We start from the raw sequence: 14,420 nt of genomic DNA, 5'->3' as shown, positions 1-14,420 counted from the left end.
TCGATTAATTGGGGGCGAAGGCGGGCGTTTGATCCTGCTTTTGCAGCGCCTGCAGGGCGTCGAGGATGTCCATCTTGAGGGCGATGACGTCGGCACTGTGGCCAATGCGCGGCTGGTCGATGGCGACGGACCATTCGCGCACGATGTTGCCCGGCTTGCCGCCCATGAGTAGGATGCGGTCGGCCACGAGGATCGCTTCGTCGATATCGTGCGTGACGAGCAGCACGGCCGTGTGCCAGCGGTGCACCACGTCGACCAGCAGCGATTGCATCTCGGCGCGCGTGATGGCGTCAAGGGCGGAAAACGGCTCGTCGGCGAACAGCAGTTCCGGTTCGCGCGCCAGCGCGCGCGCCAGGGCCACGCGCTGCGCCATGCCGCCCGACAGCGCGGATGGATACAGCTTTTCGCGGCCCTTCAAGCCCACCGCGTCGATGGCTTGCGCCACGCGCGCCTGGTGCGCTGCGCGCGTCAGTTGCGGCTGGTGCTTGAAGTCGAGGCCAAAGCCGGCGTTGCCCGTGACGTTCAGCCAGGGCAGCAGGCTCGCCTGCTGGAAGACGAGGGCGCTGCGCGGGTCCGGCTCGCGCATGGGCGCGTCGAGGAATTGAATCGCGCCCGTGGACGGCGGCTGCAAGCCGGCCAGCACGCGCAGCAGGCTCGATTTGCCGCAGCCGCTGCCGCCCAGCAGGCAGACGATTTCGCGCTTGCGCACGCCCAGCGAGACGTGCTGGAACACGGGCGCCGTGCCCGGATAGGCGTAGCTCAGGTCCTGCGCCTGCAGCGCCCAGTCTTGTGTTTCCACCGCTGCCGTCATGCCGGGGCTCCCGCCGTCTTGGCCGCCTGCTGGCTGTCGAACAGCTGCAAGGCCGATTGCAACTGCGTCAGGCTGGGGGTGATGATGGGGATGAACGACGATTCGCGCCAGCGGCGGGCAAAGCCCTGCTGCTCGGCGTTCAGGTAGGCGCGCCCGCCCATGGCTTGCAGTTCCAGCATCAGCGCCTGCTGCAGCACGTCGGCCAGCTGTATGCGCAGGCGGAACATGGCCGGCGCCTGCGCCTTGAAGCGGCCATCGTGCACGCCGGCCAGCAAGGTGGCGACGGCGGCCTCCAGGGTCGCTTGCAGCGCTTCGATGCGCGGCGTGAGCGCGTTGCGCGAGCCGGCCGAAATCTGCGCCGCCTTGGCCAGGCTGGCGCGCGCCAGGCCGATCGACAGGCCGCACTGCATGCCGAGGAACGATGGGCGCACCTGCGGCAGCCAGGCCGGCGCGTTGTCGCTGATGATGTCCGCGGCGGGGATGTGCACCTGCGCCAGCTTGACGGATGCCGTATTGCTGCCGCGCAGGGCGATCAGGTCCAGGTCGTCGCTGCGCTGCACGCCTGCCGTGCCGCTGTCGAAGGCGACGATGACGGGGGGCGCGCCGTCGTTCGGCGCCACGGCGGCCGCCGCGACAAAGCCCGCCTTACGCAAGTTCGTCACCCACGCCAGGCCGCCGTCGACCAGCAAGCCGTCGTCGTGGCGCGCGCCCGTGATTTGCAGCTGCTCGATGCCGGACAAGAATTTCATGGCGTTCGACAAACCGCTGGCACCTGCCTGCGTGCCGGCCAGCAGGCCGGGCAAGCGGCGTTCGGCCAGCGCGCGGTTCTCGCTTTGCAGCAGGAATTCGATGAAGCAGCGCTGGCCCCAGAAGACAAAGGCGGCCGTCACCGATTGTTCGGCCACCTTGGCGATGGCGTCGATGGCGTCGCGCACGTCGCCGCCCGCGCCGCCGTGTTCCTGCGGCACGCCGATGGCCAGCAGCTGGTCGTTGGCGAGGGCCGGCAAAACGGTTTCAGCCAGCTGCGACGATTGGTCAAGCTGGTCGGCGTGCGTGTGCAGCCAGTGATTGAGGTGGCCCATGTCAGACGGCGCCAGGCAGGTAGGGCGTCAATTGCGGATTGACGGGCGTGCCGGCCAGGCTGTTGGAGAAATTGCACAGGGTGGCCAGGCTGATGCCCAGCACCACTTCCAGCGCCTGCTGTTCGTTGTAGCCGGTGGCGAGGAATGCTTGATATTCGGCGTCGCTGACGGCGCCGCGCGTGGCGATGACGGCCGTGGCGAAGGCGGCGACGGCGTCGAGCTGCGTATCGCCCGTCGGCCGGCCATGCTGCAGGGCGCGCACGGTATCGGGCGTCTGGCCCGCTTTTTTCAGCGAGATGGCGCTATGGCCGGCGATGCAGAAATCGCAGCCATGGATGCGCGCGGCCGTGATCTGCACCACTTCGCGTTCCATCAGGCTCAGGCTGGCGCGCGCATTGATGCCGGAAACGGTCAGATAGGTTTCCAGGGCCAGCGGGGCATTGGCCAGCACGCCGATCAGGTTGGGCAGGAAGCCATTGTTGGCGATGGCCTTTTCCACGAAGGGACGGCTGTCGGCCGGGGCGGTATCGAGAGTGTGCAGCGTCAGACGGGACATGGGGTACCTTGCTAAGTTGGTAAGTCACCCGGCCATTATATCGGCCATGCCGTGCAGGTAACAGACGTCAGCGTCGTCCTTTTGTGCTCGTTCGTCTGCGATTGCGTGATTCTTGATTTAGCTGGCCAGCTGGCGCTGGCGCTGGTCGCGCCGGTAGGCGCCCGGCTGCTCGCCCGTGACCCGCTTGAAGGCCCGCGTAAACGCGGCGTGCGAGCGGTAGCCCACCAGTTCGGCCGCCCGTTCGACGGAGACGCCGTCGTGCAGGCGCCGCGCCGCGATCTTCATGCGCAGCAGGAGCAGGAACTGGGCCGGCGAGTGGCCGCTGGCACTGGCGAAATGCTTGCAGAAGCTGGCGCGCGACATGCAGGCCGCCTTGGCCATGTTCTCGATCGACCAGTCGTCGGCGGGGGCGTCGAGCATGCGTTCGAGCAGCGGCGAAAATGCGGGCTGGTGCAGCAGCGACAGCAGGCCGGCCGCCACCTGCTGGCCCTGCGCCACATGGCGGATCAGGTAAAAGAACAGCAGTTCGACCAGGCGCGCGATGAGCGGCGACGGCTGTTCCGGATCGCCACCGGCTTCCGCCAGGATCAGGTCGAACAGCGCGGCGGCGGCGCTGAAGGCGGGCGCGTCGCCGCGTATCAGCAGATACGGCGGGAAGGAGTCGACGATCAGCGCGGAGAGGGCGCCGCGAAATTGAAAGAAGCCGCAGGCCAGCGCCGTCGCCGGCTGCTCCGTGGGCGATCGCAGCGGCAGCATGGCTTGCGCGCTCACCGCTTGCAGCGGGTCGCTGTGGGGGCTGAGAAAGTGCGGCAAGTCGCGCAGCAGGAAGACGCCGTCGCGCGGGCCGAGCGCAATCGGCGCCGCTCCGTCGAGGTGCAGATAGCAGCGGCCATCGAGCACCAGGTGAAAGCTGCCCAGTTCCCGGCCCGCCGTGGAAGCGCGCCAGCGGCCGCAGTACTGGCCCACATGCAGGACGGCGGTGTCGAGTTCCAGGCTGCCGAGCAGCCAGCGCGCCAGTCTGTCGGTATCAGGATGCATGGGATCGCAATGGCAAAAGCGCCATCATACGGGCCACGCGCGGCAGGGCAAACGACGGATTTCGACTAAGCATATGCCGCCAGCGCCGCAGCTTACCGCTTGCCGCTGTGCTGCTGAAAGGCGGGACAGTCGACCTGCAGCAGCGAGTGGTCTTCCAGGCACACGGCCGACAGCTTGCCGCCCCAGACGCAGCCGCTATCGAGGCCGATCAGGCGTTCCCGCAACTGCAATCCCAGCGCCGACCAGTGGCCGAAGACGATGGTGTCGCCCGCGCTGCGCCGGCCCGGCACGTCGAACCAGGGCAGCAGGCCGGAGCCTGGCGGCGCGCTGCCGCTCTCCTTCATCTTGAAGTCCATCACGCCGTCCGGCGTGCAAAAGCGCAACCGCGTCATGGCGTTGACGATGCAGCGCAGCCGGTCGGCGCCCTGCAGGTCGTCGCGCCAGGCGGCCGGCTCGTTGCCGTACATGCTGCGCAGGAAGCCTATCCAGCCGTCGCTGCGCAGCATGGCCGATACTTCCCCGCTCAGTGACAGGGCCTGCGCCGCGCTCCATTGCGGCAGCAGGCCCGCGTGCACGAGCACATGGCCGTCGTGCGCCAGCGCCAGTGGCCGCTGGCGCAGCCAGGTGATCAACTCGTCGCGGTCGGGTGCGTCGAGGATCTCGGCCAGCGTATCGGACGCATGTTCGGGCCGGATGCCGTTGGCCACGGCCAGCAGGTGCAAGTCATGGTTGCCCAGGACGCTGTCGGCCAGGCCTTGCTGCGCCAGCGCGTGCACGTGGCGCAGGGTGGCCAGCGAGGCCGGGCCGCGATTGATCAGGTCGCCCGCGAACAGCAGGCGGTACGGGCCGTTTGCCGCCGCCTGGACCCGTTCGATCAGTTCGATGGTTTGTGCATGGCAGCCTTGCAGATCGCCGATAAAGTAAGTTTTCATATGTGCCGAGGTGAAATGAACTACGCGCCTGCATTATAAGCATGCCGGCCCCCGGGCGTCGGCTACATTGCGGGCCCGTGAGCAATTGCGTGCGCGGCCACGGGGAGGGGAAAACCGGATGCCGATTATGCCGCCGGGCGATTGAATGGTCTTCATTTCCCGCGGGCGTGCATCGACATTAATCCGCCAGCGCGTTTTCTGAATGAAGGGCCGCGCCATTTCCGCCTTGCAGGCGGCCTGCGCGGGCAAGCCGGAATGCCAGCCATCCATGTCTATTAATTTTTTCACGCGCTTTCGGCATATTCCTCATTGAATCTTCATGTTGATCAGATAAATAAGTCGATGGCCGTGATTCAAATGACGACGGATTATGCAGCGGTGCGCGGATATTTATACAATGTAGTATATTTCACGCCTATTTTATTATTTAAATTAATGTAAAGGATGTACGGAATGGATCTGTCTACGATGACGATGCTGGAATTGCGCAAGCTGGAAGATAATGTCAAGCAGGAATTGAACAGCCGCGAGCGTGAAGACTTGAACAAGGCGCGCGAACAGATCATGGCCATCGCGCAGCAGGCGGGCATTCCGCTGAAACAGCTGATCATCGACGGTTTGCACCCGCGCACGGGCAAAGTCGCGGTGCGTTACCGCCATCCTGACAATGCGGCCGAGCAATGGACAGGCCGTGGCCGCCAGCCGCTGTGGGTCAGGCAGTGGGTGGAATCGGGCAAGTCGATCGATCTGCTGCGCGTATAATTCGGTATACTCTTGGCGTAGTGGCAAGCGCTCAGTTGCGCGCTGCACCCTGCCAGGCACCTTATTGATTCCCTTATTTGCCCCTTACTTATACCGCCCACACCATGCTTCCATTGTCCAGAACGATCTTCAAGGCCTACGATATTCGCGGCATCATCGCTAAAACCCTCGATGCCAGCGTGGCCCACAAGATCGGTCAGGCATTTGGCCAGGCCGCCCTGGCCAAGGGCGAGCAGCGCGTCGTGATCGGCCGCGATGGCCGCCTGTCGGGACCGGAATTGACGGCGGCGCTGGCGCAGGGCTTGCAAGCGGCAGGCGTCGACGTGATCGACCTGGGCGTGATGGCCACGCCAATGGTCTACTTCGGCACGAATGTGCTCGACACGCGTTCCGGCATCATGGTCACGGGCAGCCATAATCCCCCCGACTACAACGGCTTCAAGATGGTGCTGGCCGGTGAAGCGATCCACGGCGAAGCGATCCAGGGGCTGTACCACAGCATCGTCGCGCACGACGGCAGCGCCAGCGCCACCCCGGGCAGCTATGCCACGCACGATATCCGCGCCGCCTACCTGGAGCGCATCCTGGGCGACGTCAAGCTGGCGCGCCCGATCAAGATCGCCGTCGATTGCGGCAATGGCGTGGCCGGCGCGTTCGCAGGCGACCTGTTCCGCGGCATGGGCTGCGAAGTCATCGAACTGTTCTGCGAAGTCGATGGCAATTTCCCGAACCACCACCCGGACCCGGCGCATCCGGAAAACCTGCAAGACCTGATCCGCTGCCTGGCCGAGACGGACGCCGAAATCGGCATCGCCTTCGACGGCGACGGCGACCGCCTGGGCGTGGTCACCAAGGATGGCCAGATCATCTACCCTGACCGCCAGATGATGCTGTTCGCGGCCGACGTGCTGACCCGCCATCCGGGCGCGCAGATCCTGTTCGACGTGAAATGCACACGCCACCTGGCGCCCTGGATCACCAAGCATGGCGGCGTGCCGCTGATGTACAAGACGGGCCACTCGCTGGTGAAAGCCAAGCTGCGCGAGACAGGTGCGCCGCTGGGTGGCGAAATGAGCGGCCATATCTTCTTCAAGGACCGCTGGTATGGTTTCGACGACGGCCTGTATTCGGCCGCGCGCCTGCTGGAGATCCTCACGCGCGAAGCAGATCCATCGGCCTTGCTCAATTCCCTGCCGCAGTCCGACAGCACGCCGGAACTGCACCTGGAACTGAAGGAAGGCGAGAACGTCGCGCTGATGGACATGCTGCGCCGCGACGCCGTCTTCCCAGGCAATGAACAGATCATCACCATCGACGGCTTGCGCGTGGAATACGCGGACGGCTTTGGCCTGGCCCGCTCGTCGAACACCACGCCGGTGATCGTCATGCGCTTCGAAGCGGAAACGCCGCAGGCACTGGCGCGCATCCAGGGCCAGTTCAAGAGCGTGATCCTGGCCGTCAAGCCTGACGCCGTCCTGCCGTTCTGACAGCATGGCCGGCCAAGCTGGCGCACAGGCGCCCTTGAAAATCCTGCTGGTGCGGGTGTCTTCGCTGGGCGACGTGCTGCATAACCTGCCGATGGTGGCGGACATCGCCCGCCATTATCCGGATGCGACCATCGACTGGGTGGTCGAGGAGGGCTACGTCAGCCTGGTGCGCCTGAACCCGCGCGTGGGTACCATCTTCCCGTTCGCGCTGCGGCGCTGGCGCAAGAGCCTGGGCAAGAAAGAGACGCGCGCGGAAATCGCCGCCTTCTTCCGCAGCCTGCGCCAGACACGCTACGATTATGTGTTCGATACCCAGGGCTTGCTCAAGACGGGCATCATCATGGGCGCCGCGCGCCTGGCGCCGGGCGGGCAGAAGGTCGGCCTGGCCAATGGCAGCGAGGGCTCCGGCTACGAAGGCATCTCGCGCATTTTTCACACGAAAAGCATTCCGCTCGACCCGCGCACGCATGCGGTAGCGCGCGGCCGCCTGGTGGCCGCCGCGGCACTCGGCTACACGGTCGATACGCCGGCCGATTTCGGCTTGCCGGAAGTGTCAGGCAGCGAGCCGCGCCCGGACTGGATGGGCGAGGCGCCCTACTGCGTGTATTTCCACGGCACGGCGCGCGACGCCAAGAAATGGGCGCCGCAGAACTGGATCGCCCTCGGCCAGGCGCTGGCGCCGATGCCGATTTTGCTGCCCTGGGGTTCGCCGAAGGAAAAGGCGGAAGCCGAACAACTGGCGGCCAGCCTGCCCAACGCGCGCGTGCTGCCGAAGCTGTCGATGGGCGACGCCACCCTGCTGGCGCGCCACGCGGCGCTGGTGATCGGCGTCGATACGGGCCTGACGCATATCGCCGCCGCCTTCGTGCGCCCGACGGTGGAAATCTATGCCGATTCGCCGCTGTGGAAAACGGAAGGCAACTGGTCGCCGAAAATCATCAACCTGGGCGACAAGGGCGCGCCGCCCGGCGTGCCGGAAGTGCTGGCCGCGGCACGGCGCCTGCTGGCCGACCATCCCTCCGCCTGACTTCAACATTACCTATCATGCGACTTCTTTATACCCTTGCCTGGTGGCTGGCCTTGCCCCTGGTGCTGGCGCGGCTGTGGCTGCGCGGACGCCAGGAACCCGGCTACCGCCAGCACTGGGGCGAGCGCCTGGGCTGCTACGGCCGCCGGGACACACCTCTTCCTGACACCATCTGGCTGCACGCCGTCTCCGTCGGCGAGACGCGCGCGGCCGAGCCGCTGATCGATGCGCTGCTGGCCGCATGGCCGGCGTGCCGCATCGTCCTCACGCACATGACGCCGACGGGGCGCGCCACGGGAAAATCCCTGTTCGCCAAACATGGCGCGCGCCTCGTGCAAAGCTACCTGCCGTATGACACGGGCGCCATGCCGGCCCGATTCATCCGCCATTTCGCGCCGCGCATCTGCATCCTGATGGAGACGGAAGTGTGGCCGAACCTGATCCACCAATGCAATCGCTACAAAGTGCCCGTGGTGCTGGCCAATGCGCGCCTGTCGCAGCGCTCGCTGGGCAAGGCGCAGCGCCTGGGCAGCCTGATTGCCGATGCGGCGCGCGGCATCACCCTGGTGGCGGCGCAGACGCAGGACGACGCCGATCGCGTGCGCCAGCTGGGTGTGCGGGACGTGGTCGTCACGGGCAGCATCAAGTTCGACGTCGTCGTGCCCGAGGCGGCGCTGGCGACGGGTGCCTGGCTGCGCGGCGCCATAGGAACAAGACCTGTGCTGCTGTGCGCCAGCACGCGCGAAGGGGAAGAACAACTGATTCTCGCAGCCTTGGACCGCGCCAGCTTGCCGGCTAATGCGCTGCTGCTGATCGTGCCGCGCCATCCGCAGCGCTTCGACGAAGTGGAAAAACTGGTCGCCGCGCAGGGCCTGGCCGTGCAGCGCAGGTCCGGCCTGGCGCAGGACGCCGTCGTTGCCGCGGGCACGCAGGTGCTGCTGGGCGATTCGATGGGCGAGATGTTTGCCTATTACGCGGCCTGCGATTGCGCTTTTGTGGGCGGCAGCCTGCTGCCGCTGGGCGGGCAAAACCTGATCGAGCCGGCGGCGCTGGGCAAGCCCGTGCTGATCGGCCCGCACACCTTCAACTTTGCGCTGGTGACCGAGCAGGCGATTGCCGCCGGCGGCGCCGCGCTGGTGGCGGACGCCGACGCGCTGATGGCGCAAGCGGCGGCGCTGCTGCAAGACCCGGCGCGTTTATCGTCGATGGGACAAAAGGCGCTGGCGTTTGCCAACCAGCACCGGGGCGCCACGCCGCGCACGATAGCTGCGATCAAACCTTTGCTGCCAGCTTAATTGAACAGGACGGGCAGCTCCTGCGAGCGTTTTCTGAGCGCCTGCTTGGCGCCGTCATAATCGGGATAGATCGATTCCACGGTGGCCCAGAAGCGGGGGCTGTGGTTCATTTCCAGCAGGTGCGACAGTTCGTGCGCCACCACGTAGTCGATCAGCGGCAGGGAAAAGTGGATCAGGCGCCAGTTCAGGCGGATCTTGCGCTCGATGGTGCAACTGCCCCAGCGCGTGCCGGCCGACGACAGCGACAATGAATCGTAGCGCACGCCCAGCTTGTCCGCATACACGTCCAGGCGCGCCTCGAACAGCTGGCGCGCCTCGTGCTGGAACCAGCCCTTCACCTTTTCCTTCAATTGCTGCTCGCTGCCCGTGGGCGTGACCCATACGTGCAGTTCATTCGTCTCGCGCTGGAAGCTGGCGCGGTGGCGCGGCGCCTGGTGCAGCCGCAAGGTGATGTCGCCACCAAGATACGGCAGCACGGCGCCGTCGACCCATGCCACGGGCGGGCGCTGCTGGCGCTGTACCTTGCGTTCGCCCCGTTCCAGCAGTTTCGAGACGATCCAGCCTTGCTTGGCGCGGATGGCGTTGTCGATTTCGGCCAGGGTGACGCGTTTGGGCGCGGTGACGCGCAAGCCGTTATCGTCGATCATGAAGCCGATGGAGCGGCGCGTGGAGCGTCGCAGGGCGAATTCGATCAGATGGCTGCCCAGCTGCAGCTGGCGCAGCGGCGGGCCGTCGGCGGTGCGTGGCGGGGAAGGCAGGGGAGGCGGGGCGGGACGAACGATGGGGGGCGCGGGCGGTGGCGCAAGCTGCACCGGCGCCACCACGGGCGGCGCTGGCGGTGCCGTGGGGCGCACCGCCGGGGGCGTGCTGGTCGAGACGTCATGCGCGAACAAATCCAGTTGCTGGTCGCCGACCTTGATGGTCTTCATCTGCTGGCGCAGTGTCGGCTCCTGGATGACCGCGCTGATGCCGTCTAGCCAGCGTTGTAGGCGTGAGGCGAAATGACGCGCATTTCTGATTCTATCCAATTTTCCACCTGTTGCATCATGCTGTCCGGGGTTTGCCCTTCCGGCGAAATCGGTTTGCCTATCGAGACGGTGATCAGCCCCGGGCGTTTGAGGAATGACTGCTTGGGCCAGCACTCGCCTGAATTATGCGCAATCGGCACCACCACGGCGCCCGTGGCGATGGCCAGGCGCGTGCCGCCGCTCTTGTACTTGCCCGCCTGCCCCACGGGAATGCGGGTACCTTCCGGGAACATGATAATCCATTGGCCATCGGCCAGGCGGCGCTTGCCATGCGCGACGACGCTCTTGAACGCATGCTTGCCCTGTTTGCGGTCGATGGGGATCATGCGCAGCAGCGCCATGGCCCAGCCAAAAAACGGGATGTACAAGATCTCCTTCTTGAACACATACACGAGCGGGCGTGGCAGGCTGGGAAGCAAAAAGATGGTTTCCCAGGCCGACTGGTGCTTCGACAGCACGATGGCCGGCGCATCGGGGAAATTCTCCGCCCCCTTGACTTCGTAGCGGATGCCGCAAATGACCTTGGCACACCACAGGATAAACACGTTCCAGCGCGAGGTGACCCAATAGCGCTTGTTGTAGCTCAATGGCGCGGCAAAAAAGCACACGCAGGCCCAGACGATGGTGGCCACGATCATGATGATCATGAACAGCAGGGATCGCAGGAACAGGGAAATATTACGCAATGCGGTTCTCCGAAGATTAGATACTGAATGCCACGGTGGGCGCAGGCGCCGCGGGCGCCTTGAGCAGGTGGCTGACGACGGCGGCCAGGTCGGGGAAGACCTGGGTGCCCGGCGGCAGGCCACCCGTTTCGTTGGTCTTTTCGCCCTTGCCCGTCAGGACCAGGTAGGGCACGCAGCCGCTGATGAAACCGGCCTGCAGGTCGCGCAGCGAATCGCCGACCGTGGGCACGCCTTTCAGGCTGGTGTTGTAGCGCTGCGAGATTTCATGGAACATGCCCGGTTTCGGCTTGCGGCAGTCGCAATTGTCCGCGCCCGCGTGCGGGCAAAAGAAGATGGCGTCGATGTCGGCGCCCACCTGCTGCGCCAGGGTATGCATCTTCTGGTGGATCGCGTTCAAGACCGTCATGTCGAAATATTCGCGCGCGATGCCCGACTGGTTCGAGGCGATCACCACGCGATAGCCGGCCTGGTTCAGGCGGGCGATCGCTTCGAGCGAACCGGGTATCGGCAGCCATTCGCCAGGCGACTTGATGAAGTCCGGCGAGTCATGATTAATGACGCCATCGCGGTCGAGAATAATCAGTTTCAGCGCCGGCGTACCCATTATGCCGCCAGCTTCGAAATGTCGGCCACGCGGTTCATCATGCCGTGCAGGGACGACAGCAAGGCCAGGCGGTTGTTGCGCAGGGCGACATCCTCGGCCATCACCATCACGTCGTTGAAGAAGCCGTCGACGTCGTCGCGCAGCTGCGCCAGCGTTTGCAGGGTGCTGGTGAAGTCGCCCTTGGCAAACGCCGCGTCGACTTCCGGCTGCACGCGCGAGACGGCGGCGGCGAGTTTCTTCTCCGCTTCGTCCTGCAGCAGGGCCACGTTGACGCCGCCGGCGGCGACCAGGCTCACGGCTTCCTCGTTCTTTTTCAGGATGTTCGTGATGCGCTTGTTGGCGCCTGCGAGCGAGGCGCTTTCCGGCAGGGCGGCAAACGCCTGCACGGCTTCCAGGCGCTGCACGATGTCGTCCAGGCGATCGGGGTTTTGCGCCACGACGGCTTCGATTTCATTTGGCGAGAAGCCGCGTTCGCGCAGGATGCCGCGCAGGCGGTCCAGCATGAAGGTGGTGACGTCCGCCACAGGGTCCTTGAAGCCGGGAATGGCTGCGAACTGCGCGGCAGCATCGGCCAGCAAGCCCTGGATCGACAAAGGCAGGCGTTTTTCCAGCAGCATGCGCAGCACGCCCAGCGCGTGGCGGCGCAGCGCGAACGGATCCTTGTCGCCCGTCGGCGCCAGGCCGATGGACCAGATGCCGACCAGGGTTTCGAGCTTGTCGGCCAGGGCCACGGCGGTGCCGGTGGCGGTCGATGGCAGGGCGTCGCCGGCAAAGCGCGGCTGGTAGTGTTCCGAGGCGGCCAGCGCCACTTCCTCGGCTTCGCCGTCATGGCGCGCGTAGTACGTGCCCATGATGCCTTGCAGCTCGGGGAATTCGCCCACCATGTCGGTCAGCAGGTCGGCCTTGGCCAGCAGGGCGCCACGTTCGGCCAGGGCCACGTCGCCGCCCAATTTTGCGGCGATGGCGCCGGCTAATGCTGTTACTCTTTCTGTGCGGGCCGCCTGCGTGCCCAGCTTGTTGTGGTAGACGACGTTGGCCAGCAGCGGCAGGCGCGATGCCAGGGTTTTCTTCTTGTCTTGCTCGAAGAAGAACTTGGCGTCGGACAGGCGCGGGCGCACGACGCGCTCGTTGCCGCCGATGATGTGCTCGGGCGTGTCCGTCTCGATGTTCGAGACGATCAGGAAGCGCGAGCGCAGCTTGCCTTCGCTGTCGGTCAGCGCAAAGTATTTCTGGTTCGTCTGCATGGTGAGGATCAGGCATTCCTGCGGCACGGCCAGGAATTCTTCCTCGAAGTGGCATTCATACACGACCGGCCATTCGACCAGGGCCGTGACTTCGTCGAGCAGCGCTTCGGGCATCAGCACCTGGTCGGCACCGGCTTTTTCCAGCAGCTGGGCGCGGATGCGTTCCTTTCGTTCCTCGTTGCTGGCGATGACGCTGGCGTTGAGGATCAGGGACGGCGCATAGTTTTCCGCGTGCGCGATGCTGATCGGCGTGCCGTCGGTGAGGAAGCGGTGGCCCAGGGTGGTGCGGCCGGCCGTCAAACCCAGCAAGGTCAATGGCAGGATGTTGATGCCGTGCAGGGCGATCAGGCTGTGGGCCGGGCGCACGAATTGCACGGTGCTGCCGTCCGGGCGCTGATAGCTCATCAGTTTTGGAATCGGCAGCTTGGCGGCCGACTCGCTCAGGGCTGCTTGCGCGCCCGTGGCCAGCTGGCTGCCCGGCGCCGTGTAGGTGTAGAAGAAGCTGTCAGCCTTGCCGTCGGCGGCGCGTTCCAGGTCGGCCACCGTCAGGTCGGGGAAGCCCAGCGCGGCCAGTTTCTTGGCCAGCGGCGGCGTGCCGTTGCCGTTCGCGTCCAGCGCCACGGAGACGGGCAGGACTTTTTCGCGGATGGATTTGTCGGGCGAGACTTCGCGCACGTTGGTGATGGAGACGGCCAGGCGGCGCGGCGAGGCGTAGCTGGTGGCGACGCTGTCGGCTTCGAGGAAGTCGCGCGCTTTCAGGCCGTTGACGATGCCGGCCGTGAAGGCGGCGCCCAGTTTGGCCAGCGCTTTCGGCGGCAGTTCTTCGGTCAGCAGTTCGATGAGCAGTGTTTGGTTCATGGTGTTCTTGTCTGGTACGGCGGTGTATGAGCTAGGCGATCAAGCGGCGGCGGGTTGGTCTGCGGCGGGCAGCATCGGGAAACCGAGGCGCTCGCGCGAGTCGTAATACGCTTGCGCCACCAGGCGCGACAGGGTGCGCACGCGGCCGATGTAGGCGGCGCGTTCCGTCACCGAGATGGCGCCGCGCGCATCGAGCATGTTGAAGCTGTGCGAAGCCTTCATGATTTTTTCGTAGGCGGGCAGGGTCAGTTGCAGCTCGATCAGGCGCTTCGCTTCCGCTTCGTAGTTGCCGAACTGTTCGAACAGCAGGTCCGTGTTCGCGTGCTCGAAGTTGTAGGTCGATTGCTCCACCTCGTTCTGGTGGAAGACGTCGCCGTAGGTCAGCTTCTTGGTAATCCCGTTTTCTTCCCACTCGGTCCACACCAGGTCGTACACGTTTTCCACGCCTTGCAGGTACATGGCCAGGCGTTCGATGCCGTAGGTGATTTCGCCCAGCACGGGCTTGCAATCGAGGCCGCCCACTTGCTGGAAGTAGGTAAATTGGGTCACTTCCATGCCGTTCAGCCAGACTTCCCAGCCCAGGCCCCAGGCGCCCAGGGTCGGGCTTTCCCAGTCGTCTTCGACGAAGCGCACGTCATTCTGCTTCAAGTCCAGGCCCAGCGCGGCCAGCGAACCCAGATACAGGTCGAGGATGTTTTCCGGCGCCGGCTTCAAGACCACCTGATACTGGTAGTAATGCTGCATGCGGTTCGGGTTTTCGCCGTAGCGGCCATCTTTCGGGCGGCGCGAAGGCTGCACATACGCGGCGCGCCAAGGCTCCGGGCCGATCGCGCGCAGGAAGGTGCCGGTGTGGAAGGTGCCGGCGCCGACTTCCATGTCGTAAGGCTGGAGCAGGGCGCATCCTTGCTTGTCCCAATAGGTTTGCAAGGTCAGGATAATTTGTTGAAATGTGAGCATCGTATGAGTTCGCCGCGCGGGAGGCTGCGCTTTGTTAAGGTTTGCTTGAAGCC

Annotated in this window: 14 protein-coding genes; 4 read left to right on the top strand and 10 right to left on the bottom strand. The window is 65.3% G+C overall.

All coding sequences use genetic code 11. From position 1 onward, the window contains the following. Nucleotides 1-4: 4 nt before the first annotated feature. The 5 genes from J0O65_RS20260 to J0O65_RS20240 form a co-directional block, all read right to left on the bottom strand. A complete protein-coding gene (locus J0O65_RS20260; protein ID WP_215409024.1) occupies nt 5-811 on the bottom strand; it encodes an ABC transporter ATP-binding protein in 807 nt (268 codons plus the stop codon). Next, the gene (locus J0O65_RS20255; RefSeq protein ID WP_215409023.1) at nt 808-1,893 is read right to left on the bottom strand and encodes an acyl-CoA dehydrogenase family protein; all 1,086 of its coding nucleotides are present in this window, start codon (nt 1,891-1,893) and stop codon (nt 808-810) included. Before J0O65_RS20255 ends, J0O65_RS20260 begins: the two co-directional genes overlap by 4 nt. 1 nt (nt 1,894) lies before the next feature. Then, a complete protein-coding gene (locus tag J0O65_RS20250) occupies nt 1,895-2,449 on the bottom strand; it encodes a carboxymuconolactone decarboxylase family protein (protein WP_215409022.1) in 555 nt (184 codons plus the stop codon). Between the two features lie 117 nt (nt 2,450-2,566). Then, the gene (locus J0O65_RS20245; protein WP_215409021.1) at nt 2,567-3,487 is read right to left on the bottom strand and encodes an AraC family transcriptional regulator; all 921 of its coding nucleotides are present in this window, start codon (nt 3,485-3,487) and stop codon (nt 2,567-2,569) included. A 92-nt stretch (nt 3,488-3,579) separates the two neighbouring features. Beyond that, complete coding sequence (locus J0O65_RS20240; RefSeq protein WP_215409020.1) at nt 3,580-4,419, bottom strand: symmetrical bis(5'-nucleosyl)-tetraphosphatase; 840 nt, start codon at nt 4,417-4,419, stop codon at nt 3,580-3,582. Nucleotides 4,420-4,872: 453 nt separating this feature from the next. Here J0O65_RS20240 and J0O65_RS20235 point away from each other — a divergent pair, with 453 nt between their 5' ends. From J0O65_RS20235 to waaA, 4 genes are all read left to right on the top strand, one after another. Beyond that, nucleotides 4,873-5,181, top strand: coding sequence for an H-NS histone family protein (locus J0O65_RS20235; protein ID WP_215409019.1), 309 nt, complete (start codon nt 4,873-4,875; stop codon nt 5,179-5,181). Nucleotides 5,182-5,285: 104 nt separating this feature from the next. Beyond that, complete coding sequence (locus tag J0O65_RS20230) at nt 5,286-6,668, top strand: phosphomannomutase/phosphoglucomutase (protein WP_215409018.1); 1,383 nt, start codon at nt 5,286-5,288, stop codon at nt 6,666-6,668. 4 nt (nt 6,669-6,672) lie between these two features. Next, nucleotides 6,673-7,695: a lipopolysaccharide heptosyltransferase I gene (waaC, locus tag J0O65_RS20225; protein WP_215409017.1), complete on the top strand. Its 1,023-nt coding sequence runs from the start codon at nt 6,673-6,675 to the stop codon at nt 7,693-7,695. A 17-nt stretch (nt 7,696-7,712) separates the two neighbouring features. Further along, a complete protein-coding gene (gene waaA, locus J0O65_RS20220) occupies nt 7,713-8,990 on the top strand; it encodes a lipid IV(A) 3-deoxy-D-manno-octulosonic acid transferase (RefSeq protein ID WP_215409016.1) in 1,278 nt (425 codons plus the stop codon). On the opposite strand, the gene J0O65_RS20215 is transcribed toward waaA, so the two are convergent. Genes J0O65_RS20215 through glyQ form a run of 5 tightly spaced genes read right to left on the bottom strand, consistent with a single transcriptional unit; the run spans nt 8,987 to nt 14,367 of the window. Next, nucleotides 8,987-9,919 (bottom strand): M48 family metallopeptidase, encoded by a 933-nt coding sequence (locus J0O65_RS20215; RefSeq protein WP_215409015.1) that lies wholly within the window; start codon nt 9,917-9,919, stop codon nt 8,987-8,989. The genes waaA and J0O65_RS20215 overlap by 4 nt on opposite strands. Nucleotides 9,920-9,963: 44 nt before the next feature. Next, nucleotides 9,964-10,704 (bottom strand): lysophospholipid acyltransferase family protein, encoded by a 741-nt coding sequence (locus J0O65_RS20210; RefSeq protein ID WP_034746739.1) that lies wholly within the window; start codon nt 10,702-10,704, stop codon nt 9,964-9,966. 16 nt (nt 10,705-10,720) lie between these two features. Beyond that, nucleotides 10,721-11,308 (bottom strand): D-glycero-beta-D-manno-heptose 1,7-bisphosphate 7-phosphatase, encoded by a 588-nt coding sequence (gmhB, locus tag J0O65_RS20205; RefSeq protein ID WP_215409014.1) that lies wholly within the window; start codon nt 11,306-11,308, stop codon nt 10,721-10,723. Further along, complete coding sequence (gene glyS, locus J0O65_RS20200) at nt 11,308-13,410, bottom strand: glycine--tRNA ligase subunit beta (RefSeq protein ID WP_215409013.1); 2,103 nt, start codon at nt 13,408-13,410, stop codon at nt 11,308-11,310. The genes gmhB and glyS overlap by 1 nt, the downstream gene beginning before the upstream one ends. Before the next feature lie 39 nt (nt 13,411-13,449). Beyond that, nucleotides 13,450-14,367: a glycine--tRNA ligase subunit alpha gene (glyQ, locus tag J0O65_RS20195; RefSeq protein WP_099376578.1), complete on the bottom strand. Its 918-nt coding sequence runs from the start codon at nt 14,365-14,367 to the stop codon at nt 13,450-13,452. Between the last annotated feature and the right edge of the window lie 53 nt (nt 14,368-14,420).

The organism is Janthinobacterium sp. JC611, from assembly GCF_018682595.1.
Lineage (GTDB): Bacteria > Pseudomonadota > Gammaproteobacteria > Burkholderiales > Burkholderiaceae_D > Janthinobacterium.
Note: the sequence above shows the minus strand (reverse complement) of the source record. Positions and strands in the feature narration are given on the sequence as shown.